This window comes from Amycolatopsis echigonensis, assembly GCF_002846615.1.
Classification (GTDB): domain Bacteria; phylum Actinomycetota; class Actinomycetes; order Mycobacteriales; family Pseudonocardiaceae; genus Amycolatopsis; species Amycolatopsis echigonensis.
Map to the genome: position 1 here is coordinate 3,117,473 of NZ_PJMY01000003.1, position 22,207 is coordinate 3,139,679.

Sequence of the window (22,207 nt, forward strand, 5' to 3'; positions counted from 1 at the left end):
GCTGAGTTGCTGAGCTACGGACTTACGGAGTCGCGGTGATCCGGTCCGCGGGCGGCGGAGCGATGCCCGGGTGCGCGCCGAGATACGCGATGAACGCGTCCAGGTCCACCGGCCCGCCCGTGAGGTCGGTGCCCTTGGTGAACTCAGTGAACCCGTCGCCGCCGGCGGCGAGGAAGTTGTTCACCGACACCCGGTACTTGGCGGCCGGGTCGACCGGCGTGCCGTTGACCGTGATGTTCGAAACCCGCGAGCCGACCGGCGCGGACGCCGAGTACGTGTAGTGCAGGCTCTTCGAGATCTGCAGGATCTTGGTGCCGCCGGTCTGGCCCCACTGCTGTTCCAGCACGTTCTTCAGGTTCGCGCCGGTGAGCGTGATCGTCTGCATGATGTTCGAGAACGGCTGGACGCTGAACGCCTCGCCGTAGGTGACGACGCCGTCGCCTTCCCCGGCCGGCGACGACTTGTACGTCAGGTCGGCGCGGATGCCGCCCGGGTTCGTCATCGCGATCACGGCGTTGTTGGACTTGGTCGCTTCGAGCTGGCCGTCGGCGATCACGTCGCCGAGCGGCGATTCACCGGACGGCCCGCCCGCCGCGGGCAGGTCCGCGGTGATGGTGCCGACCTGCTTGTTCGCGATCGGCGCGGCCTTCGTCCTGGCCTCGTCGACGAGCTTCGTCACGGCCGGGTCCGGCGTGACGTCGCGGGTGACGATCTCGTTGTGCGCCTTGGTCTGCGACCGGACCACGTCACGCGTGCGGCGGTCGATCTTCAGGTCCACGACCGACAGCAGACGGCCGAAGGACGCGCCCTGGATCACCGGCCTCGGCTGGCCGGCCGGGTCGTTGATCACGCAGTTGTACTGCTGGTGGCTGTGCGCGGTGAAGATGGCGTCGACCTTCGGCGTGACGTTCTTCGCGATGGTCGCGGCCGCACCGTTCGGCTGCACCTTGCAGTCGTTCGGACCCGCGCCGGGCAGTGCTTCGTCGCCCTGGTGCAGCAGCACGACCTGGGCCTTCACCCCGAGCCGGTCGAGGATGTCCGCGGTGCGGTTGATCGCCTCGACCTCGTCGCCGAACTTGAGGCCCTTGATGGCTTCCGGCGTCACGACCGACGGCAGGTCCTTGAGCGTCGCGCCGATGACGCCGACCGGAACGCCGCCGGAGAACTGGATGCTGAACGGCAGCAGCGCGGGCAGTCCGTTGTCGAAGTACACATTGGACCCGAGCAGCGGGAAACGCGCGCCGTCGTAGGTCTTGCGGAACTGGCAGCCGTCGGTCTTGTTGCAGCCGCCGAACTGCATGCGCAGCAGTTCCTGGTAGCCCTCGTCGAACTCGTGGTTGCCCACCACGGACGCCTTCACGCCGAGTTCGTTGAGGAAGTCCATGGTCGGCTCGTCGTGGAACAGCGCCGAGATCACCGGCGACGCGCCGATGTTGTCGCCCGAGGACAGCACCATCGAATTGCGCACCTGCGCCTCGAGCTGCTTGACGTGCGTCGCCAGGTAAGCCGCGCCGCCCGCGTCCACCTTGGTCCCGTCCGAGAGCGTGATCCGGCCGCTCGATCCGGACGGCGGTTCGAGGTTCCCGTGCAGATCGTTGAGCGCGATGATCCGGACGTCGGTGGTCTGTGCGGCCTCGGCTGGCGCGCTCGTGACGGCCACGGTGGCCAGTGCGGCCGCGGCGGTGGCCGCGAGCCGGGTGAAGAGCTTCATTTTTCCTCCGGTGTTCGCGCCCGCCTGACCCCTGATGCGGACGCCCGGCGAAGGAGTCTGCCCAAATCGGACGGTACTGACCAGGGCAGAACGGCTAGTACCGGAGGAAATTTCGGTAACGTTCGGCCGCGCCTCGCCGATTTTGTGCGTGGGGCCGCCGAGGGAGGCAAATGGAACTGCAACTCGTCGTGCTGGTGCTCGGCGTGGTCGGTTTGCTGATCGGCGGCACCGTCTTCGCGGCCTGGCGCTCGGAGCGGGTGGACCGGGACGACGAACCGCCTTCAGGCGACGGCTGACCGATCGGTCGGCGGCTGCTCGGCCATCTGGCCGACCCGTGGTCCAGACCCTCCGGCTCTTCGACCGAAGTGCTCGAGCGGCAAGATCAATAGCGTTCGTGGCATGACGAACGCACAGGTCACCGCCCTGCAGTACGGGTTCATCGGGTTCCTCGCCGTCTGGGCGACGATCCTGATCCCGCAGCTCGTGCTCCAGTTCGCGCGGCACGGCCGCCTGCGGCCGCGCAGCCTGGCGACCACGGCGGCGGTCGTGTTGTACGCGTGCATGGCGCTGGCGGTCGTCTTCCTGCCGCTGCCCGGCCCGAACAGCAGGCGGCTGGAGCAGACCGTGCAGCTGGAGCCGTTCCAGTGGATCGCGGACATCCACACCGAGCTGGTGAAACACGGCCTTCCGGCGGCGGACTGGTTCACCACGCAGACGTTCCAGCAGGCCGCGATGAACGTGCTCCTGTTCGTCCCGCTCGGTTTCTTCGCCCGGGTTCTGTGGCGGCGGGGGCTGGTGGGCGCTCTGGCGATCGGCTTCGCGGCCTCATTGGCCGTCGAGATCACCCAGCTCACCGCGAACTTCGGGACCGCGCCGTTCGCCTACCGGATTTTCGACGTCGACGACCTCATGACCAACACCTTCGGGTCCGGTCTCGGCTGGCTGGCCGGGGCGCTGCTGCTCGCTCTCCGGCCGATCTCTTCAACCCTCCGCGTGGAGCCTGCCCGGAGCGAGCGGATCGACCTCGCCCAGACGCGCTAACCGGGCTCGTCTCGCGATCGCGGCTTGGCGCGCCGCGCGGCGGTCTTCCAGGATCACGATCAGCGAAGCTATGGCGATGATCAGTGCTACCAGGCCGAGCACTAGCCACAGTTGCATGTGCTCTCCTCATCGACGCCGTTGTGCGAGAGATCACACAGGCTACCGACCGGGGCGCCGAGTTGGCTACCCCGCGTCCGAAGGTCGTGCGGAGAACCAATCCCGGTCAGCGGTGACCCAGCGCTCGAACCTCAGCCCGGCCTGTTCGAGCGCGGGTTCGAGGGAGAAGTTTTCGCAGGTGAAGGGCTGTTTCCAGGTTCGGCCGCCGAGGGAGTAGACGACGGTGGCGGAGAGCCGGGCACCGTCACGGCGCACGTCTTCAAGAGCGATGCGCACGTCGCCCAGCCGACCGCCGGAACCGTCCGCGACCTGGTCGAACCAGGCGGGCGGATGCCATTCGACCAGCAGTTGCCCGTCAGCAGTCAGATGCCGCCGCACAGCCGCCAGCAGCTCCTTCCGGTCGGGCCCGTTGACCAGATGGCTGCCGAGCACGACGACTGGGAACCGCCGGTCCAGGTGAAGCTCGTCGATCCGGGCGCAGACGGTCTCCGCGCCTCGGACGTGAGCGAGCATCTCCGCCGATTCATCGACCGCGACCACCGGATGTCCGAGCGCGAGCAGCGGATGCGTCACGCGCCCGGTCCCGCAGCCGAGTTCGAGCACCTCCGCGCCCGGCGGAATCGCACCGTGAATCACCTCCGGCTCGCCGGCGGCGGGCAGCTCCAGATAGAGGTCGACCGGGCAGCCGTCAGGCGTCACGCTCATGCCGCCCAGAGTGCCGGAAACTGGACCCATGCCCGCGAAACCCACCAAGGCCGAACAAGCCGCCGCGCACGGGACCACCATCCCGGACGTCCTGGCCCCCAACCTGAACGTGCTCTTCTGCGGGATCAACCCCGGCCTCTACTCCGGCGCGCTCGGCCTGCACTTCGCTCGTCCCGGCAACCGCTTCTGGCCCGCCCTCCACGCCAGCGGCTTCACCCCGCGCCTGCTGGACCCGAGCGAACAGGACGAACTCCTCGACCTCGGCCTCGGCATCACCAACGTCGTAGCCCGGACCACCGCCCGCGCCGACGAACTGACCGACGACGAACTTCGCGAGGGCGGCCAGATCCTGGCCAAGAAGGTCGAGAAGTACCGCCCGCGCTGGCTGGCAGTGGTCGGAATCACCGCCTACCGCGTCGCGTTCGGCGATCGCCGCGCCGCGGTCGGGCCGCAGGACCGGACAATCGGGACGACTCGGGTCTGGCTTCTGCCCAATCCGAGCGGTTTGAACGCTCACTGGACCCCGAAAACGCTCGCCGAGGAGTTCGGTCGGCTGCGCGTACGGGCGGTCACCGGAGATTCACCCGAGCAGTTAAACCCTCAGTAGAGCTAACCCGAGCGGGCGGACCCTCGCTGCGCCGTCCAACCGCACCTCGAAGCCAATTTTCTACTCAGAGTTTGCTGCGACCAGCCGTTACGGCCATGAGGGGGAAACCGCGTCACAAGCTGCTCTCGGCGGAGTCGAACCAGGGACAAGGTGTCGTTCCCGTCCGGTTCCGGCAGGGGGGACCGGCGGGCACGCCGAGGGGGCGTGCCGGTCACCGGGAGCGACCATCGAGGACGGAGGCCCGAGATGCGTGGCATCGAGCCCCACCGAACGCCCATGTCGGCCGGTCAGCCAGCCGGCGGTCGAAGCCTGGGGGTCGCGGTCGTCGACCCGATCCCGATTTTCCGCGAGGGCATCGCGGCGATGGTGCACCGCACGCTGGGCCTGCACTGGTCCGGCCAGGCGGCGAGCCACCACGCGGCGATGCAGTTGTGCGAGCAGGTCCGCCCGGACGTCGTGATCCTCGACTCCGCGCTCGACCCCAACTGCCATCTCGCGAAGCTGCTCAACGCGGGCGACCCGGCACTCGTGCTGGTCACCCTCGTGCGCGACACCAATCGCACCCAGCAGTACCTCGCCGCGGCCATCGGCGCGGGCGCGCACGCCATCGTTCCGCGCGCGGTCGATTCCCGGCGGCTCGCCGAGGCGGTCCGGCGCGCGCACAACGACCGGCGCTACATCGACCCGGCGCTGTCCGCGCTCACCGCGCGGCCCAAACGCGAACCGTCGCCAAGAGCCGCTCCGGTCGACGGGCACCTCGTGCAGCCCAAGGGCGCCATGCCGCTTTCCCGCCGCGAGTACCAGGTTTTGCAGCTCGTTGCCGAAGGGCTGGAGAACTCCGGGATCGCGAAACTGCTCTTCCTGTCCGTGGAAACCGTGCGGACCCACGTGAAGAGCATTCTCCGCAAGCTTTCCGCCCGCGACCGGACACACGCGGTGACCATCGCGTTCCGCAGTGGCATCCTGGTCCCCCAGCTCGACGACAGTGCTGGTCCGCCGGCGGTGCAGGAGGCCGTGGCGCGCGGCACCCGGTGAGCCTGATCCCCTGGTTGTCCTGTCATTCCGAGCGAATTGCCACCCCTGGAAGGGCGGATTCGCTTGCTCTGGTTACTCGTAGGTAATATCCTGATGTTACCGGCGAGTAAGGGAACTGGTGCCCGGCCGGAAAGCCGAACACGACACGGAGTGACGACATGGGCCACTACAAGAGCAACGTCCGAGACCTGGAGTTCAACCTCTTCGAGGTACTCGGCGTGCAAGAACGGCTCGGCAAGGGCGTACTCGCCGAGTCGGACGAGGAGACCGCCCGCGGCGTGCTGTCGGAGCTGAACAACCTCGCCACCGGCCCGCTCGCCGAGTCCTACGCCGACGCGGACCGCAACCCGCCGGTGTACGACCCCAAGACGTTCAGCGTGACGATCCCCGATTCGTTCAAGAAGAGCTATCAAGCGCTCGTCGACGGCGAATGGTGGCGGCTGGGCCTCACCAACGAGCTGGGCGGCTTCGGTCTGCCCCCGACGGTGCAGTGGGCCGCGGCCGAGCTCATCCTCGGCGCGAACGCTCCGCTGTTCATGTACCTGGCGGGTCCGAACTTCGCCATGATCGTGGACAAGAACGGCACCGAAGAGCAGAAGCACTGGGCTCAGCTGATGATCGACCGCGGCTGGGGAGCCACCATGGTGCTCACCGAGCCGGACGCCGGTTCGGACGTCGGCGCGGGCCGCACCAAGGCGGTCAAGCAGGAGGACGGCTCCTGGCACATCGATGGCGTGAAGCGGTTCATCACGTCGGCCGAGAACGACATGGTCGAGAACATCATGCACCTGGTGCTGGCCCGTCCCGAGGGTCCCGGCATCGAGACCAAGCCGGGTACCAAGGGTCTGTCGCTGTTCCTCGTCCCGAAGTTCCACTTCGATTCGAAGACCGGCGAGCTGGGCGAGCGCAACGGCGCCTTCGTCACCAACATCGAGCACAAGATGGGCATCAAGGTGTCCACCACGTGCGAGCTGACCTTCGGCCAGCACGGCACCCCGGCCAAGGGCTGGCTGCTCGGCGAGGTGCACGACGGCATCGCGCAGATGTTCCAGGTCATCGAGTACGCCCGGATGATGGTCGGCACCAAGGCGATCGCCACGCTGTCCACCGGCTACCTGAACGCGCTGGAGTACGCCAAGGAGCGCGTGCAGGGCGCTGACCTGCCGAACATGCTGAACAAGACCGCGCCGCGCGTCACGATCACGCACCACCCCGACGTGCGTCGTTCGCTGATGCTGCAGAAGGCGTACGCCGAGGGCCTGCGCGCGATCTACCTGTACACCGCGTCGTTCCAGGACCAGCTGTGGACCGGCGAGGGCGACGAAGCTTCGCTGAGGCTGGCGCACGCCGTCAACGACCTGCTGCTGCCGATCGTCAAGGGCGTCGGCTCCGAGCGCGCCACCGAGCAGCTCGTGCAGTCGCTGCAGACGCTCGGCGGTTCCGGCTTCCTGCAGGACTACCCGATCGAGCAGTACATCCGCGACGCGAAGATCGACTCGCTGTACGAGGGCACCACAGCGATCCAGTCGCTGGACTTCTTCTTCCGCAAGATCGTCCGGGACAAGGGCCAGGCGCTCGCGTTCGTCGCGGGCGAGATCACCAAGTTCATCGAGTCCGAGGCGGGCAACGGCCGGCTCAAGAACGAGCGCGCGCTGCTCAAGCAGGCGCTCGAGGACACCCAGGGCATGCTGGGCTCGCTGATCGGCTACCTGACCTCGTCGCAGGAAGACCCGCAGAACATCAACAAGGTCGGCCAGCACACCGTGCGGCTGCTGATGTCGGTCGGCGACCTGCTGGTCGGCTGGAAGCTGCTGCAGGCTGCCGAGGTCGCGCTGGAGAAGCTCGACAACGGCGCGTCGGCCAAGGACAAGCCGTTCTACGAGGGCAAGCTGGCGGTGGCGTCCTTCTTCGCGAAGACCGTGCTGCCGGAGCTGACCTCGCGCCGCGCCATCGTGGAGGCCGCGGACAACGCGCTGATGGACGTGGACGAAGCCGCGTTCTGATCGCACTCGCTGGAAAAAATGCCCCGATCCGGACCCCGGACCGGGGCATTTTCCGTACTTCCAGTGGCGGTTACCCCAGTCGGGCGGTAAGCCGGGTTTGGCCCCCCGGGTTCCGGGCTAAACCGGTCGAGCCCGGTCCTCTCGGCAGAAGGAGTGTCGCCATGGCGGTTTCCGGCATTATCAGCGCGATCGTGATCGGCCTGATCCTCGGCTTGCTCGGCAAGCTGGTCGCACCTGGAAAGCAACCGATCCCGATCTGGCTGACGATCATCGTGGGCATCATCGCCGCGTTCGTCGGCACCGCGATCGCACGCGGGCTCGGCTATGCCAACACCAAGGGCATCGACTGGCTGGAGATCATCACCCAGGTCGTGCTGGCAGCGATCGGCGTGAGCATCGCCGCCGGCATGTACGGCAAGCGGAAGGTCAAGGGCTAGCTCAGTCGTTCAGCTCCGGCTCGAGCAGGCTCATCAGGTACATGTCGTGGTACTGGCCGTCCGGCCCGCGATGGCATTCGCGGTGCCTGCCGTCCTCCACGAACCCGACCTTGCGGTAGACGTGCCGGGCGCGCTCGTTCTCGGCGACCACCCAGAGCGCGATCAGGTGCAGCCGCATGACGTTGAATCCGTAGCGGCACATGAGTTTCAACGCCTCGGTGCCGTACCCGCCGTCCCAGTGATCGGTCTCGCCGATGTAGATGTCGAGCTCGGCGCGGCCGATCTCTGGGCGGGCGTCGCGCAGGTCGACGACGCCGATCAGCTTGCCCGCTTCGATCGACTCGATCCCGAGCACGACGTTTTCGTACTTGTTCACCGGGCGCTCTTCGCCCCACTTGCGCAGTTGCGCGAGCGAGCGCGGATGGTCGCCGGTCATGTACCGGCCGACCTCCGGGTCGTGGATCCACCGGTAGATCGATTCCGCGTCCGACGGTTCGATCGCCCGCAGCCGCACCAGCTTCCCCGTGAGCATCGCGCCCCTTATTCTCGTTTCAGCACAAGGAAATCCGTGACGCCGACCAGCCCGAGGAACTGCCGCACCCCCGGCGGCATCGGCCGGCGTGACTCATCATGCACGAGTTCCGGGTCCCGCACGCGGTATTTATGGCCGCGGGTGATCACCTCGGCCTCGCCCGCGGCGCGGACGTTGCGGACCCAGTCGGCGTCCGGTCCGTAGGTGAGCGCGACGACGAATCCGTCGTCGGTGCGGAAGATGTTGAGCGGGGTGCGGAACTCGCGGCCGGACTTGCGGCCGCGGTGCACGATCACCCCGAATCCGGGCAGTTTGTCGGCGAAGGGTTTCGTGACCCGGTTGGTGACCACGCGGTTGAACCGGGCGAGACGTTCGGGCAGCACCATGCGTCAAGCCTAATCCAACGTACGTGGAATTTCCTGCCGGAGACGCGCTGTGCACCTGAGCGAGCGGGTCTGGTGGGATGGGCCCGCAGCCGTACGCGAGGTGGGGAGCGGGCATGTCCGAGGAATGGCTCATGCGGCAGGAACCGCACGCGGCGGTGCTCGTCGCGCGGGGCCTGGTCGAGCATCCGGAGCGGCTGGATCACGTGCTGCTCGACGACGAAGAAGGCTGGTTCGTCAGCGACGGTTCGGAGTTCGGCGAGGACCCGGAGCTGGACGAGGAGCAGTTCGCCTCGATGTGCCTGCACGACGTGGTCGAACTGATGCCGCAGTTGACCGCGCTGGCGAAGCTGCCCGCCGGGATGGGCGCGGACTGGGACACCGGCGGCTCGACGTGGGTGCTGATTTCGCCGCTGGTCCCCAGCGACGACGAGGAAGCGCGCGCGTACCGGGAGGCCCGGATCGCCGCTTGGCCGCATGCCGGGTCGCCGATGGACGAGGTCAACCTCAGCCTCGGGCTGATGGAGATCAGCACGGCCCCGGACGCTCCGGCCCGCGGCGTGCGGTACGTCAGCCGGGAAGAGGACGGCACGTGGATGTTCGTCGGGTTCGAGGTCGCCGATCCGGACGAGGAGACCGAGGTCGAGGTCGACACGCTGGAGCTCGGGCACGTGGCGGAGCTGTACCCGGACGTGGTCGACCTCCTGGACGCGGAACCGGGCGAGGTGTTCTTCCGCGAGGCACCGGATGCCGAGTGGTTGCAGGTAATCGACGACGGGGAGTGAGCATGTCCGAACAATGGCCGCTGCGACAGGACCCGGAATCCCCGGTGATCATCGCGCACGAACTGGTCGAGCATCCGGAGAAACTGGCCTTCGTCGTCCTCGACGATGACGACGACTGGTTCATCAGCGACGGCGCCGAGTTCGAAGAGGACATGGAGGTCAACCGCCAGCTGTTCGGCGCGATGCCCCTGCGCGAGGCGGTGGCCCTGCTGCCGCACCTGGTCGCGCTGGCCGACGTGCCCGCCGGGATGGCCGCGGACTGGGATCCGGAGCGGCTCGCCTGGCTGCTCAGCTCGGTGTCGGATTCCGATGACGTGGACGAGGACCTCGCCCACCGCGACGCCCGGATCGCCGCCTGGACGCATCCCGGTTCGCCGCTGGAAGAAGTCCAGCTGAGCACCGGCCTGACCGAAATCGGAACGACCGCCGACGCTCCGGCGCGCGCGGTCCGCCAGGTCGTCCGGGAGCAGGACGGGACGTGGCTGTTCGTCGGCTTCGAGGTCCCGGAAGCGGAGGACTTCGAGGTGGAAGGCCTGGAACTGGAACACGTCGTGCAGCTGTACCCGGACGTCGTGCCGGCCTTGCTGGCCGCTCCGGGCCAGGTGTTCGACCGCGCCGAGCCGGGTGCGCCGTGGGAACTGGTGGAAGGCTGACGTCCTTTGTAGACCGTCTGAAATCGCAGACGCTTTCCCGTCGTCGTCGGTTGGGCGGCCGAGGGCGGATCGGTTCTACTGTGCCGACCCGCTCGCGCGCCGATGCGCGGCGGGCCGCCGATTTCGGGAGGTGCCGTCGATGACGACGAAGTCCGGGGATGGTTTGAGCCGCCGGTTGAACGGCAGGCACATCCGGTTCATCGCCTTGGGTTCGGCGATCGGCACCGGATTGTTCTACGGCTCCTCGGACACGATCGCCAAAGCCGGTCCGTCGGTGCTGCTCGCGTATCTCGTCGGCGGTGCGGCGATTTTCTTCGTCCTGCGCGCTTTGGGCGAGATGGCCGTCAACGATCCCGCGCCCGGTTCGTTCGGCGAATACGCGCGGAAGCACCTGGGTCCCCTGGCAGGCTTCCTGACCGGCTGGACCTACGCGTTCGAGATGGTGATCGTCTGCGTGGCCGACGTCACGGCTTTGGCTGTGTATATGGGTTTCTGGTTCCCCGATGTGCCACGCTGGATCTGGGTAGTGCTGACGATCCTCGTTATCGCGGCCGCGAACCTGGTCAGCGTACGGGTTTACGGTGAACTGGAATTCTGGTTCACGCTGGTCAAGGTAGTAGCCATCGTCGCGATGATCCTCGGCGGCGCGGCAATCCTTCTCTTCGGCACCGGCAGCTCTTCCGGTGGGGTATCCAACCTGTGGTCCCATGGTGGCTGGTTCCCCAACGGCATCGGCGGTTTCCTGGGATCGTTCGCCCTGGTGATGTTCGCCTTCGGCGGTACCGAGATTCTGGGCCTGACCGCGGCTGAGTCCGAAGACCCGCGCACCGCGATGCCCAAGGCGGTCAACACGGTCCCGGTTCGCGTTCTGCTTTTCTACGTGGCGACCCTGGCGATCATCATGATGCTGAACCCGTGGAACACGATCAGCACTTCGGGAAGCCCCTTCGTCCAAATCTTCGCCGGTCTTGGATTGCACTCCGCCGCAACGGTTTTGAACATCGTCGTGGTGACCGCCGCGTTGTCCGCGATCAACAGCGACATCTTCGGCGCCGGACGAATGATCTACGGCCTGGCTCGCCGCGGCCAAGCTCCTGCGGTGATGGCCCGGGTTACGCGCAATGGGATTCCGTGGATGACCGTTCTGGTGGTCGCTGCCGCTCTGAGTCTTGCTGTGGTGCTGAACTATCTGTTGCCGGACAGCGCTTTCCTGCTGATCGCGTCGGTAGGCACCTTCGCGACGGTGTGGGTCTGGTTCATGATCCTGCTTACGCACTACCGCTCTCGACGTCAGTTGTCTGCCTCGGATCTGGCTGGTCGTGAGTTCCCGGTGCCGTTTTGGCCGGTGGGCCAGGTTTTGACGATGGTGTTCATGGTGTTCATCTTCGTGGTGATGGCGTTCGCCGAGGACACCCGCCTGGCACTGATCGTCGGAGTGGCATGGCTGGCATTGCTGTGCGGCTTGTTCTGGTTCCACCGGAGGGCACGTTCATCGGCACCGAAGGAAGACGCGATGAGCGAGGCGCGATAGCCCACGTCGGTGCTGATCGTCGATAGTGTCGAGAAGCACCGAGCCAGGCCGCGCCGCTGGACAAGTCGATGCCCATCCTCGGCGGTGCGCAACCACATAGCGTCCATAGTGGACACCCCCTTCCGATTCCCGTGGCATACTCAACGAATGGCGCAACGCCGATCGCGGCTGCTGCAGTGGCTGCGTGCCGACCTGGCCAAGGCACCCGGCCTCCGAGGTGCCGCCCGCTCGATCCGGTCCGCTCCCGAGTTGCTCCTGTGGCTGCTTCTCTACCTGGTACTCGCCTACGGAGCCCTGACCGCGATCCTCGCTCTGACCGGCCAGTGGGCTGCTTTCCCGCACTGGTCGGCCTACCCCGGTCTGATCGCGGGCGGACTGCTCGGCGCTCGGCTCCCCCGAGAACGGAAATAGAGCTGCCGAATGGCGCCGCAGAAAAGCAGTAGGGGCGCTTCCCATTCCGGAAAGCGCCCCTACCGAGCTGCTAAAAACAGCCAAGAGAGCGGATGACGGGAATCGAACCCGCGTATTCAGCTCGGGAACCAGTCGTTAGGGCCTGAAAAGTGCCTCTGACCTGCTGCCCGGGTATGCGCCAGGCCCCCTGTGGACCGGGGCAAGTTGCCGGGAATTACCCCTAGCGACCCCGGGGCTGAGGCGATCTCTTCGGTGCCTTCCCCCTGACCTCCGAAGCGGTGCCTGGTCCAGGGCAGCGCCGTGCTCGCCGGAGGCATCTCACCCGCGCAGCTGATGTTGGAAGTCGCAGGCGGTTTGGTGAATCCGCGTCCGGAGGCTGTCGAGTTGCTGGTTGGCGTTCGCGACGTCGTCGGGGTTGACCGCGTGCCCGTTCATGGGATGGATGACCAGGTCGTTGAAGCTGCCCGGGCCGCCGTAGACGCCCAAAATCCGGGAGAGGCAGTGTGCATCGCCGTTCGCGATATCCGTCCGCACGGCCCTGGCCCAGCGTGCCCAGTGCTGCTCGTCGACGCGCTCGAAGAGAGCTAGCAGCGCGTCGATGTCGGTGGCGAGCTCGCCGATCGGGTCGGATGCCATGGACTTACGGTGGCACAGACCGTCCTGTGTACGCGGAGCGCAGGTGGTACCGAGTCCCGGAGATGCCGAGCATTTGCGCCGGACTGGCTGCGGCGTCATGCCGAGCTCGACGCAGCCCGGGACTGGTCGGACCGGCCGTGCGAGTGAAAATCGACGCCGGGTGTAACGGGAGCCTCATTTGATCGACTTCAGGATGAGCAGATCTGGGAGGCCAGGGTGGGGTTTCGGTACCGGAAGTCGTTCAAGCTGGCCCCGGGCGTGCGCATGAACGTCTCAAAGAGCGGCGTCGGCTACTCAGTCGGAGGCAAGGGCGTGCGGATGACCAAACGTGCGCGTGGCGGGGTCCAGACGACGGTGAACCTGCCGGGAACGGGCCTCGGCTACACGACTGGCAACGGCGGGCCGGCACCCGCCCGGCGGAAGCCGGGGCGCCGAGAAGCAGTCGCGTCCAGGCAGGCCGCTCGCAAAGCGGCTGTTGCGGAGGCGGAGCCGCAGAATGGCCAGCCGGTTTCTGTCCGCGCTCCTGGGAAACGTTGGGTTGCGGGCTCGTGGTACTACGTCGTGTTGGTTGGGACGGCGGGTACGTTCGCGTGGTTACCGTTCCTGCACGCGGCTATCCGCTTGAAGACGGCCAAAGCGCGGCGACTCGCCCTGATCTTCGGTGGCCTCGACTTGCTGGTTTACGTGCTCCTGGCCTTGACCCCCCAGAACAGCCAAGGCCAGGTAACCGACAGCCCGATCAGCACCATCGGCGGTTTGCTCGCGGCGGGAATCATCATTGGCGGTTGCATCGCGCTGACGCCGCTGCGGCGCATGGTGTACGGGGGTATGCCGGTCGAGGAACCAAGCCAGCAGCTTAGTGCCGACCCGGCCATTAACGCAGTACTGGTGGCACGTGCCCGACGGGACGAAGCCAGGAGCTTGGCGGCAGCCGATCCGCTGCTTGCACGCGAGCTGTGCGTCGGTCGGCCCGACCTGGCCCGCTCTTACGATGACGGCGGCTTGGTCGATCTCAACAGCGCGCCGGCTGAGGTCATCGCCGGGCTGTGCGGGGTTTCATCCGACGTGGCTGCCACTGTCGTTGCGGTTCGTGACCGTCGGGGCGTGCCGTTCGCCAACGTAGACGAACTGTTCGTGATGGCTGACATTCCGGTGGACGTGTGGGACCGCATCCGAGATCGGGCAGTGCTGATCCCATGACTTGGCGTCGACAGGGCCTTGGTCCGATAGAGCCAAGTTCGGCAGGAGTGCGATGTCGGTTGCTTGAACGGGCAGTTCGCCGATAGGTCCTCGAACCGTCGTGCCCCGCGCCTCGTCTGCTAGCACCTCAGTCGTCGACTGCCGTTAGTCGGCCATGTTGAGGAGTGACTAATGGCAATGAACTGGCAACCGAGACATCTTCGGGGTAGTTCATAGTTCCAGCCGTCCCGGGGCGAATCCAGCCACGTCGGCGATGCGCCAGCGCCCACCCTCCTTTGGAACAAGAAGGACACCAAAGGCAAACTTGCCTCATTCAGGGAGACAAACTCATACTTCGGGTGCTGCAGCTCGATCGCCAACTGGAGTTCCTGCCGGTACTTTCGGGCAAGAGTGGTGGTGCTGGGCGATCGAGTGATGCTGTTGGAAAGGTCCGCAGAATGCCAGTAGGGGCGCTTCCCATTCCGGAAAGCGCCCCTACCGAGCTGCTAAAACAGCCAAGAGAGCGGATGACGGGAATCGAACCCGCGTATTCAGCTTGGGAAGCTGATGTTCTACCATTGAACTACATCCGCAGTACTCCGCCAGCATACACAACCACGGCACCCCCACGTCCAGCGGGGGCATGCCTTGACGCTCCGCCAGCAAAGTGACAACACTTGTTGTCGAACCACGGTGCGGAGGTGCGCGATGGACGACCCCGAGATGTCTCCCGAGATGTTCCGGCAGGGCGGGTTTCGGCTGGCGGCCCGGACGCGGGGCGCCACCGCCGACGAGGGCCAGATCAAGCGGCTCCGGAGCTTCGCGCAGCAGGAGGACGCCTTGGCGGACGCGGTCGTCGAGTGGCTGCACCGGGAACCCCACAACCGGGACCTCGTCGACCAGGCGCTGGCCGGGAAACAAGGACCGCCGGAGATCGAAGCTTTCCGAGCGCACGTCGAAGCCACCCCGTACTGGGTCGATCACCGGCGGCTCGTCAGCGGCGCGAAGGCGATCACCCGGGCTGGGCTGCTGGGGCTCTTCCCGCTCGGCGACATGTCGCTCATGGGCGGCTACCTGGCCTCGCGGGCGACGAAATCGCTGGTCGGCACCGGGGAGATCGAACATCGGGCACCGCGGCGGCTGGTGGAGACCGCGGCGTGGTGGATTGACGTCACGACTCCGGGGGCGCTCGAGAAGCATGGCACGGGATACCAAGCCGCCTTGAAGATCCGGCTGGTGCACGCGCACGTCCGGCGTGCGATGAACAGCAGGCCGGACTGGGATTACGACCGGTGGGACCGGCCGGTCAACCAGGTCCAGACCGCGGGCACTCTCCTCCTCTTCTCGCTCGTCTATCTGTTCGGCACGCAGCTGCTCGGCCTCCGCTACACCGCCCGCGAGAAGGCCGACATCCTGCATCTTTGGCGCTACGTCGGCTGGCTGATGGGCGTCGACGACGAGCTGCTGCCCGCCGATGAGGACGACGCCTGGCGGTTGCTCTGGATGCTGGCCGCCACCGAGTTCATCCCGGACGACGACTCCAAGCGGCTCGCCCGCGCCCTCGTCGACGCGCACGCGGCGATCGGCGAGGGGCGCGGGGTCGCCGGGAAGGTGCTCGCGCAGGTGAACGTCGGCGTGCACTCCGCGATCAGCCGGCTCGTGCTCGGGCGCGACAACGCCGACTTTCTCGGGCTGCCGGACAACCCGGTCGCGCAGGCCGCGGTGCTCGCCGCCGCTGGGGTGAATTACGCGGCGGAGACGGTCCGGCAACTCGTGCCCGGCGCGACTGCGCTGCAGGAAGCGGTCGGCGCGTTCGGCCGCCGGCGGTACCTCAAGCGGATGGACGCGGTGTTCGGACGGAGGGGCGCCCCGGCCGCGCCTGCCCGCCCGATAGGCTGCATCCGTGCTGCTCAGTGACCGTGACCTCCGCAAAGAGCTCGACGCCGGCCGTCTCGGCATCGACCCCTTCGACCCTGCCATGGTCCAGCCGTCCAGCATCGACGTCCGGCTCGACCGGTACTTCCGGGTCTTCGACAACAGCAAATACACCCACATCGACCCGCAGCTGCAGCAGGACGAGCTGACCTCGCTGGTCGAAAAAGAGGGCGACGAGCCGTTCGTGCTGCACCCCGGCGAGTTCGTGCTCGGGTCCACGTTCGAGCAGGTCCGGCTCGCCGACGACCTCGCCGGACGGCTCGAGGGCAAATCCTCCCTCGGCCGCCTCGGGCTGCTCACCCACTCCACCGCGGGCTTCATCGACCCCGGCTTCTCCGGGCACATCACGCTCGAGCTGTCGAACGTCGCGAATCTGCCGATCACGCTGTGGCCGGGCATGAAAATCGGTCAGCTGTGCATTTTCCGGCTGTCCAGTTCGGCGGAATTCCCGTACGGCTCCAGCGAGGCCGGCTCCCGCTACCAGGGGCAGCGCGGGCCGACGCCGAGCCGGGCGTACAAGAACTTCCACCGCGTCGACACCTGGCGCTAGCCGCTCACGCGACCGGGGCCGCCCAGTCGATCCGGTGGTCCCACATGAACCGGTTCGGGTCGTCGGTGGCCGGTTTGCGCATCGCGCGCGTGAGGAAGAAGTCCCGCAGCACCCGGCCGACCGGACCGGGGGCTTTGGCGTCGCCGTTGCGTTTGCCTTGCGCGACAACGGCTTCCACCCGCCCCCGGCGCAACGTCTCGAAGGTCGTCAACGCGGCCGCCGGATCGGAGACGTCGCGCAGGCACATCGCGAGCGTCACCGCGTCCTCGATCGCCATCGCCGCGCCCTGACCAGCCGCCGGTGAGGTCGCGTGCGCGGCGTCGCCAATGAGGCCGATCCGGCCGCGGTGCCAGACCGGGACCGTCGGGAAGTCGTACGTCGCCCACGGTTCGTAGATGTTTTCGCTGGCCTCGATGATCGCGGTCGCCGGAGTGCGATCGGGGCGGACCAGGTCGAGCAGCCGCTTCCGCCAGCCGGGGCCGCGCATCGCGGCGAGCTCGGACTCCGTCGGCTCGCTGGCGTGCGGCACGTTCGCGAACCACCAGACCGCGCCGTCCGGGGCGAGCACGTGCGCGAAGAACGCCTTGCGGCCGAACACCATGTGCATGACGCCCGGCTCGTCGTCGAGGTCGAGGCCGCGTGCGAAACCGCCGGTGTTGAGCAAGGGCACGTACCGCGGCGATGGCGCGGAAGGATCAAGGATCCGGCGGACTGTCGACCGCAGACCGTCAGCACCGATCAGCACGTCGCCCTCGGATTTCGTGCCGTCGGCGAAGGCAGCGGTGACGCCGTCCGCCGTCTGCGTGGCGTCGGTCAGCCGCTTGCCGAACTCTGTGGCCACACCGCGTCTGGCCGCTTCGTCGCGCAGCGCCACGTAGAGGTCGGAGCGCAGCACGGTCTGGCTCACCGTGCCGTCCGGCAGCGGCCCGCCGAGCGGGAACTCGCTGAGCCGCCGGCCGTTGCCGAGCCCGAGCGTCATCCGCGGCGTGTCGAAGCCCAGGTCTTTGACCAGCGGTTTCAGTCCTAACGGCGTCAGTGCGTCGAGACCGTTCACCGCGAGCGTCAGGAACGCGCCGACGCCCTCCGCGCTGCGGTCGTATGCCTCGTACAGCACCGGTTCGTGCCCCACCTCGTGCAGCGCGATCGCGGTGATCGCCCCCGCGATGCCCCCGCCCGCGATCAAGACTCGCGCCATGGTTCGCCCTCTCGAATATCTTGGAAAGTAATTCGTTCTATCGAACTAAAGAGTCCGCTAGACTCCGGGGCATGTCAAGCGAACGCGAGGATCTGGTCGCTGAGCTGCTGCTTCGTGCTCGAAAGTTGTCGACCGAGACGGTCATGTTCCACACCGCGATCGCCGAGCAGAACGGGCTCTCCGCGGTCGAAAGCAAGGTCGCCGACTACCTCGCCCGGCTCGGTCCGCTCACGCCGAAGGAGCTGGCCGAGTACGCGGGGCTCGCGCCTGCGTCCGTCACCGCGCTGGTCGACCGGCTCGAGCGCAAAGGCATCGTCAACCGGATGCCGCATCCGGAGGACCGGCGGAAGGTTCTCGTCCGCGTCAACCCGGCGAACGTCGAACGCGCCGCTCCCCTGTGGGACTACATCGTCTCGGCGACCAAGGCGGTCGCGGCCGGCTACACCGACGAGCAACTCCAAACGGTGATCGGCTTCCTCGATCAGGCAGCGGCGATCACCCACGAGTCAACCGTGCGTCTCACTCATCGCTCAGCGGAGTGAGGTAATGCCACTGCCGGGTAGGAAATCGCCGCGGCATCACCGGATGGTGGAAAACTTGCCCGCATGGTTTCGGCCGGGATACGTCTGCTCTTAGTCCTCGGCCTGACGGCCACTCTTTTGCCCCCCGCCGCGCACGCCGCGAAAGCGGCGCCCGCCCGGCCGGTGCGGGATCTGCGGGTGACGGCGGTCGCCGAACCGCATCGGGTGCACGCTGGCGATCAGGTGACGTTCACGGTGAGCGTGACGAACCCGGCCGCGGACCCAGTGTCCGATGTGGAGGCGGTGGATGAGCGGAACCCGCAGTGCGGCAAGAAGATCGGCACCCTGGTTCCGGGTGCCACCGCGCGCTATCAATGCAGGTTCGCCGCGCCGGAGAAGGGCTTCGTCTCCACGGTCAAGGTGACTGGTGCGGGCCCCGACGGGGAGCAGCTGTCGGCTTCGGCGGGCAGCAACGTCGATGTTCTCCGCCCAGCCTTGGCGTTGAGTCAACAGGTCGACAAACCGGCTTACCGGGCGGGCGATCAGGCGATTTTCACGCTCAAGACCACCAACGCCGGCGACGTTCCGCTGCACGACGTGACCATCGGCGACCGAGGGGTCCAATCGTGCGCTCGCGCTCTCGGTTCTCTCGCGCCGGGGCAATCGGTGGTGGGCACCTGTACGGCGACGGTTCCGCTGCCGGACGGAACCAGCGCGACCGTCAAGGGGATCGACCCGCTGGGCAAGGTCGTCACCTCGACCGCGGAGGCGAAAGTCCCCCTGATCACGCCCGCGATCGCCGTCTCGAAGGAGGCTGTCCCGCCGGTGGTGCACGGCGGGGACCAGGTCACCTGGAAGGTCACCGTGCGCAACATCGGCGACAGCCCGCTCAACCCGGTCGTTGTCACCGACGACACGACTCCGGAGTGCTCCCGGTCCTTCGGCGCCCTCACACCCGGCACCCAGCAGACCTACTCGTGCACCGCGAAACCCACGCTCACCACCACAAACGGCGTCACCGCCACGGGTACTGACGCCACCGGCCGACCGGTGACGGCCAAGTCCTCGGCCACCGTAACGGTGATACATCCGGCCTTGGCGGTCACCGCGGCGGCCTCCCCCGCGCAGGTGCGCGAAGGGGACCGCGTCACCTTCACTGTCACCGTGCGCAACTCCGGCGACGTGCCGCTCGACGACGTCGCGGTGGCCGACGACAGTGTGGCCGGTTGTGTCCGCAAGTTCGGCACGTTGGCTCCCAACGCGGTCGAGACCTACAAATGCGAACAGTTAGCTCCGGCGGACGACGTGACGAATACCGTTGTCGCGACCGGCAAAGATCAGCTCGGCACCACACAGCGCGCAACCGCGGATGCGCGGGTCGACGTAATTCACCCGACGCTGGAGGCTGCCGTCACCGCCGCGCCCGCGCAGGTGCGCGAGGGGGACCGTGTCACGTTTACCGTCACGGTGAGCAACACCGGCGACGCCGAGTTCCACGACGTCACGGTGGCAGACGACCGGGTCGCGGAATGTGCGCGCTCTCTCGGAACCGTTGCTGCGCAAGGCAAGCAGACCTTCACCTGCAGCACGGTGGCCGGAGCGCAGGGCTTCCCGAACGACCTGGCCGTAACCGGCACCGACCCGACTGGCCGCTCAACCACCGCGAAGGCGAGCGCGTCGTTCACTGTGCAGCACCCAGCGGTCACCTTGACCGCGACTGTCCAAGGTGGACCGTTCCGCGAACACGACAACGTTGCGGTGCACGTGATCGTGGCGAACGCCGGTGACGTGCCGCTTACCGGTCTGGCCGTCACGACCATGGCCCGCGCCGAAGGCTGTGCACAACAGCACGACGCACTCGCCCCCGGATCCACCTGGACGTTCGACTGCACCACGACCGCGCCAGGCGCCGACGTCACCGAAGCACTGCAGGTCACCGCGAAACCGCCGGTCGGAGCGCCGGTGACCGCGGCGACCGAGGCAGCGATCGACGTGATCCATCCGTTCATCACGCTCGCGCAGAGCGTGGCGCCGACGGTCGTGCGCCCGGGTCAGCCCGCGACGTTCACCCTGACCGTCACCAACGCCGGTGACACCGAACTCCGCGACACCCAGGTCGCCGACTCTGCGGTACCGGAATGCGCCAAGCGGCTGGGAACTCTTGCCCCGCAAGCAAAGCAGACCTACACCTGCGTCCGGACCGCGACCGACGACTTGACCAGCGACGCGACGGTGACGGGCACCGATCCGTCCGGACGCCCGGTCACCGCGAACGCGAGCGCGCACATCGACGTCATCCACCCGGCGATCCAGCTCGCCCAGACTGTCGCGCCGAGGCAGGTGCGCGAGGGGGACCAAGTCACCTTCACCGTCACCGTGCGCAACAGTGGAGACGCCCCGCTGGCCAAGGTGTCCGTTGTGGACGAAAGGACGCCCGGCTGCGCTCGTGACTTCCCCGCTCTGGCTGCCGGCGAAGAACAGCACTACACCTGCACCACGAAGGCGGGCCACGACGGCTACTCGAATACCGTGAAGGCGACCGCCGCAGACCCGATCGGCGGCACGGTAACCGCCACGGCGGACGCTGCGTTCACCGTCGTGCATCCAGGACTGGCGTTGACGAAGACCGTCCACGGCGGCCCCTTCCGTGCAGGCGACCCGGTCACCTTCACCATCACGGCCACCAACACCGGTGACGCTCCGCTGACCGCCGTCAAGGTCACCGACCAAGGCCCCTGCGCGAAAGCCCTCGACACCCTCGCCTCGAAAGCGAACAAAACCTACGACTGCACCATCCCCGCCCCAGCCGACGACGCGGTCAGCACCGCACACGTCACCGGCACCCCGCCGGTCGGCCCGCCGCTCACCGCGTCGGCCGACGCGCACATCGATGTCATCCATCCCGCGCTCACCGTGATGACGTCGGCGAACCCGACCGTCGCGCGGGCTGGCGACACCCTCACCGTGACCGTCGCTGTCACCAACACCGGCGACGTTCCGCTCACCGGGGTGACCAGCACCGATCCCGGCTGCCCGAAGAAGTTCGACCGCCTCGAACCCGGTGCCGCGCAGAGCTACCAGTGCACGCTGAAGGCCAAGCCGGACGACTTCACCGTCCTCGCCACCCTGACCGGAACCGACCCGACGAACCGCCCGGTCACCGCGTCCGGTTCGGCGAAGATCGACGTCATCCACCCGGAAATCGCGATCATGAAGGACGCCCAGCCCTATGAGGTGCGCCAGGGCGACAAGGTCACCTTCTCGCTGCTGGTCCGCAACGTCGGCGACGTTCCGCTGACCGCGGTGTCCGTTGTGGACGATCGCACGCCAGCCTGCGCGCACCAGATCCCGAGCCTGGCCCCGGACGCCCAAATCGAATACCAGTGCACGATCACCGCGGGCGCGGCCGGGTTCACGAACACCGCGAAGGTGACCGGCACCGACCCGACCCAGCGGACGGTGAGCGGCTCCGCCCAGGCGTCGTTCAAGGTGAAAAACCCCGCGTTGACCGTCGCCAAGCACGCCGCCGGCAGCGCGTATCGAGCCGACGACCCGGTGCCGTTCGAGGTCGTGCTCACCAACACCGGCGACCAGCCGTTGCACGACGTCCGGGTGACTGACGACCCCGCCTGCGGGCACACCTTCGCCGAGCTGCCGGTCGGTGGAACCCAGCGCTACCAGTGCGTGGCGCCAGCAACCGCCGTCCAGGCGACCGCGACCGCGGCCGCTCCGTGGGGCCCGCCGGTCACCGCGACCGGAAGAGCGGATTACCCGGTGCTCCACCCAGCGCTAGACCTGCGCCGCGATCACCTGCAGCAGCCGATCCGGCCGGGTGACCCGGTGACGTACGTGAGCACCCTCCGCAACACCGGGGACGCGGCCTTGCACGACGTGACCGTTCGCGACGCGGACCCGGCCTGCTCGTTCACCGTCGCCCAGCTGGCCCCTGGCGAGCAGGTCACCCGTGCCTGCACGCTCTCGGCTCGCGCGGACGTCACCACGACCACCACCGCGATCGCGACTGACCAGACTGGCCGGACAGTCACCAAGGAGGCCACCACGACAACGAAGGTCGGGCCTTGAGGAAGGAAAAAGTAAAGGCAGAAGAGAACTCATCTCCCTGCCGTATTTAACCTATAACGCATCAGGGGGCTTGCCGCAAGACCCGGGTGGTACCGCAGAATCTCCAGCCGAAGCCGGCACCAGCGGAAACGCCGGTGCCGGCGAATCGGCTGCCGAA

At 67.4% G+C, this 22,207-nt stretch carries 21 protein-coding genes and 1 tRNA gene; 15 read left to right on the forward strand and 7 right to left on the reverse strand.

Going from position 1 to position 22,207, the window contains the following annotated elements; all coding sequences use genetic code 11:
- Positions 1-22 precede the first annotated feature (22 nt).
- Positions 23-1,711, reverse strand: coding sequence for a bifunctional metallophosphatase/5'-nucleotidase (locus tag ATK30_RS19620; RefSeq protein WP_101436836.1), 1,689 nt, complete (start codon positions 1,709-1,711; stop codon positions 23-25).
- Between the two features lie 170 nt (positions 1,712-1,881).
- Here ATK30_RS19620 and ATK30_RS46885 point away from each other — a divergent pair, with 170 nt between their 5' ends.
- Positions 1,882-2,007, forward strand: coding sequence for a hypothetical protein (locus ATK30_RS46885; RefSeq protein ID WP_279630005.1), 126 nt, complete (start codon positions 1,882-1,884; stop codon positions 2,005-2,007).
- Between the two features lie 103 nt (positions 2,008-2,110).
- Positions 2,111-2,752 (forward strand): VanZ family protein, encoded by a 642-nt coding sequence (locus ATK30_RS19625; protein ID WP_101436837.1) that lies wholly within the window; start codon positions 2,111-2,113, stop codon positions 2,750-2,752.
- A gap of 183 nt (positions 2,753-2,935) precedes the next feature.
- On the opposite strand, the gene ATK30_RS19630 is transcribed toward ATK30_RS19625, so the two are convergent.
- Entirely contained in the window at positions 2,936-3,574 is a 639-nt protein-coding gene (locus ATK30_RS19630) for a class I SAM-dependent methyltransferase (protein ID WP_244194664.1), read from the reverse strand.
- Between the two features lie 28 nt (positions 3,575-3,602).
- Here ATK30_RS19630 and mug point away from each other — a divergent pair, with 28 nt between their 5' ends.
- From mug to ATK30_RS19650, 4 genes are all read left to right on the forward strand, one after another.
- Positions 3,603-4,181, forward strand: a complete 579-nt coding sequence (gene mug / locus ATK30_RS19635) for a G/U mismatch-specific DNA glycosylase (RefSeq protein WP_101436838.1) — start codon at positions 3,603-3,605, stop codon at positions 4,179-4,181.
- Between the two features lie 246 nt (positions 4,182-4,427).
- Positions 4,428-5,216 carry a response regulator transcription factor gene (locus tag ATK30_RS19640; protein WP_101436839.1) on the forward strand — a complete coding sequence of 263 codons (789 nt, stop codon included), beginning with the start codon at positions 4,428-4,430 and terminating at the stop codon, positions 5,214-5,216.
- Between the two features lie 158 nt (positions 5,217-5,374).
- Positions 5,375-7,219, forward strand: coding sequence for an acyl-CoA dehydrogenase (locus ATK30_RS19645; RefSeq protein ID WP_101436840.1), 1,845 nt, complete (start codon positions 5,375-5,377; stop codon positions 7,217-7,219).
- A 161-nt stretch (positions 7,220-7,380) separates the two neighbouring features.
- Positions 7,381-7,656, forward strand: coding sequence for a GlsB/YeaQ/YmgE family stress response membrane protein (locus ATK30_RS19650; RefSeq protein WP_101436841.1), 276 nt, complete (start codon positions 7,381-7,383; stop codon positions 7,654-7,656).
- 1 nt (position 7,657) lies between these two features.
- Here the strand turns inward: ATK30_RS19650 and ATK30_RS19655 are convergent, their stop codons facing one another.
- A complete protein-coding gene (locus ATK30_RS19655; protein ID WP_101436842.1) occupies positions 7,658-8,188 on the reverse strand; it encodes a GNAT family N-acetyltransferase in 531 nt (176 codons plus the stop codon).
- Positions 8,189-8,196: 8 nt separating this feature from the next.
- Positions 8,197-8,574 (reverse strand): nitroreductase family deazaflavin-dependent oxidoreductase, encoded by a 378-nt coding sequence (locus ATK30_RS19660; RefSeq protein WP_101436843.1) that lies wholly within the window; start codon positions 8,572-8,574, stop codon positions 8,197-8,199.
- Between the two features lie 113 nt (positions 8,575-8,687).
- Here ATK30_RS19660 and ATK30_RS19665 point away from each other — a divergent pair, with 113 nt between their 5' ends.
- From ATK30_RS19665 to ATK30_RS19680, 4 genes are all read left to right on the forward strand, one after another.
- Positions 8,688-9,356, forward strand: a complete 669-nt coding sequence (locus tag ATK30_RS19665) for a hypothetical protein (protein ID WP_208637374.1) — start codon at positions 8,688-8,690, stop codon at positions 9,354-9,356.
- Between the two features lie 2 nt (positions 9,357-9,358).
- Complete coding sequence (locus ATK30_RS19670) at positions 9,359-10,009, forward strand: hypothetical protein (protein ID WP_101436844.1); 651 nt, start codon at positions 9,359-9,361, stop codon at positions 10,007-10,009.
- Positions 10,010-10,148: 139 nt separating this feature from the next.
- Entirely contained in the window at positions 10,149-11,540 is a 1,392-nt protein-coding gene (locus ATK30_RS19675) for an amino acid permease (protein ID WP_101436845.1), read from the forward strand.
- Between the two features lie 147 nt (positions 11,541-11,687).
- Positions 11,688-11,951 carry a hypothetical protein gene (locus ATK30_RS19680; RefSeq protein ID WP_101436846.1) on the forward strand — a complete coding sequence of 88 codons (264 nt, stop codon included), beginning with the start codon at positions 11,688-11,690 and terminating at the stop codon, positions 11,949-11,951.
- Positions 11,952-12,269: 318 nt separating this feature from the next.
- Here the strand turns inward: ATK30_RS19680 and ATK30_RS19685 are convergent, their stop codons facing one another.
- Positions 12,270-12,587 (reverse strand): DUF6966 domain-containing protein, encoded by a 318-nt coding sequence (locus ATK30_RS19685; protein ID WP_101436847.1) that lies wholly within the window; start codon positions 12,585-12,587, stop codon positions 12,270-12,272.
- Between the two features lie 216 nt (positions 12,588-12,803).
- On the opposite strand from ATK30_RS19685, the gene ATK30_RS19695 reads away from it, so the two are divergent.
- Positions 12,804-13,787: a DUF4236 domain-containing protein gene (locus ATK30_RS19695; protein ID WP_220816649.1), complete on the forward strand. Its 984-nt coding sequence runs from the start codon at positions 12,804-12,806 to the stop codon at positions 13,785-13,787.
- Between the two features lie 501 nt (positions 13,788-14,288).
- On the opposite strand, the gene ATK30_RS19700 is transcribed toward ATK30_RS19695, so the two are convergent.
- A tRNA-Gly gene (locus ATK30_RS19700) sits at positions 14,289-14,359 on the reverse strand.
- A 115-nt stretch (positions 14,360-14,474) separates the two neighbouring features.
- Here ATK30_RS19700 and ATK30_RS19705 point away from each other — a divergent pair.
- On the forward strand, positions 14,475-15,683 hold the full coding sequence (locus ATK30_RS19705; RefSeq protein ID WP_101436848.1) for an oxygenase MpaB family protein: 1,209 nt from the start codon (positions 14,475-14,477) through the stop codon (positions 15,681-15,683).
- A complete protein-coding gene (gene dcd, locus ATK30_RS19710; protein ID WP_101436849.1) occupies positions 15,670-16,251 on the forward strand; it encodes a dCTP deaminase in 582 nt (193 codons plus the stop codon). Before ATK30_RS19705 ends, dcd begins: the two co-directional genes overlap by 14 nt.
- Before the next feature lie 4 nt (positions 16,252-16,255).
- Here the strand turns inward: dcd and ATK30_RS19715 are convergent, their stop codons facing one another.
- On the reverse strand, positions 16,256-17,446 hold the full coding sequence (locus ATK30_RS19715) for an FAD-dependent oxidoreductase (RefSeq protein WP_101436850.1): 1,191 nt from the start codon (positions 17,444-17,446) through the stop codon (positions 16,256-16,258).
- A 71-nt stretch (positions 17,447-17,517) separates the two neighbouring features.
- Here ATK30_RS19715 and ATK30_RS19720 point away from each other — a divergent pair, with 71 nt between their 5' ends.
- Together ATK30_RS19720 and ATK30_RS19725 are read left to right on the forward strand one after the other, a co-directional pair.
- Positions 17,518-17,988: a MarR family winged helix-turn-helix transcriptional regulator gene (locus ATK30_RS19720; protein ID WP_101436851.1), complete on the forward strand. Its 471-nt coding sequence runs from the start codon at positions 17,518-17,520 to the stop codon at positions 17,986-17,988.
- A 63-nt stretch (positions 17,989-18,051) separates the two neighbouring features.
- Positions 18,052-22,050 (forward strand): DUF7507 domain-containing protein, encoded by a 3,999-nt coding sequence (locus tag ATK30_RS19725; protein WP_101436852.1) that lies wholly within the window; start codon positions 18,052-18,054, stop codon positions 22,048-22,050.
- Positions 22,051-22,207 lie beyond the last annotated feature (157 nt).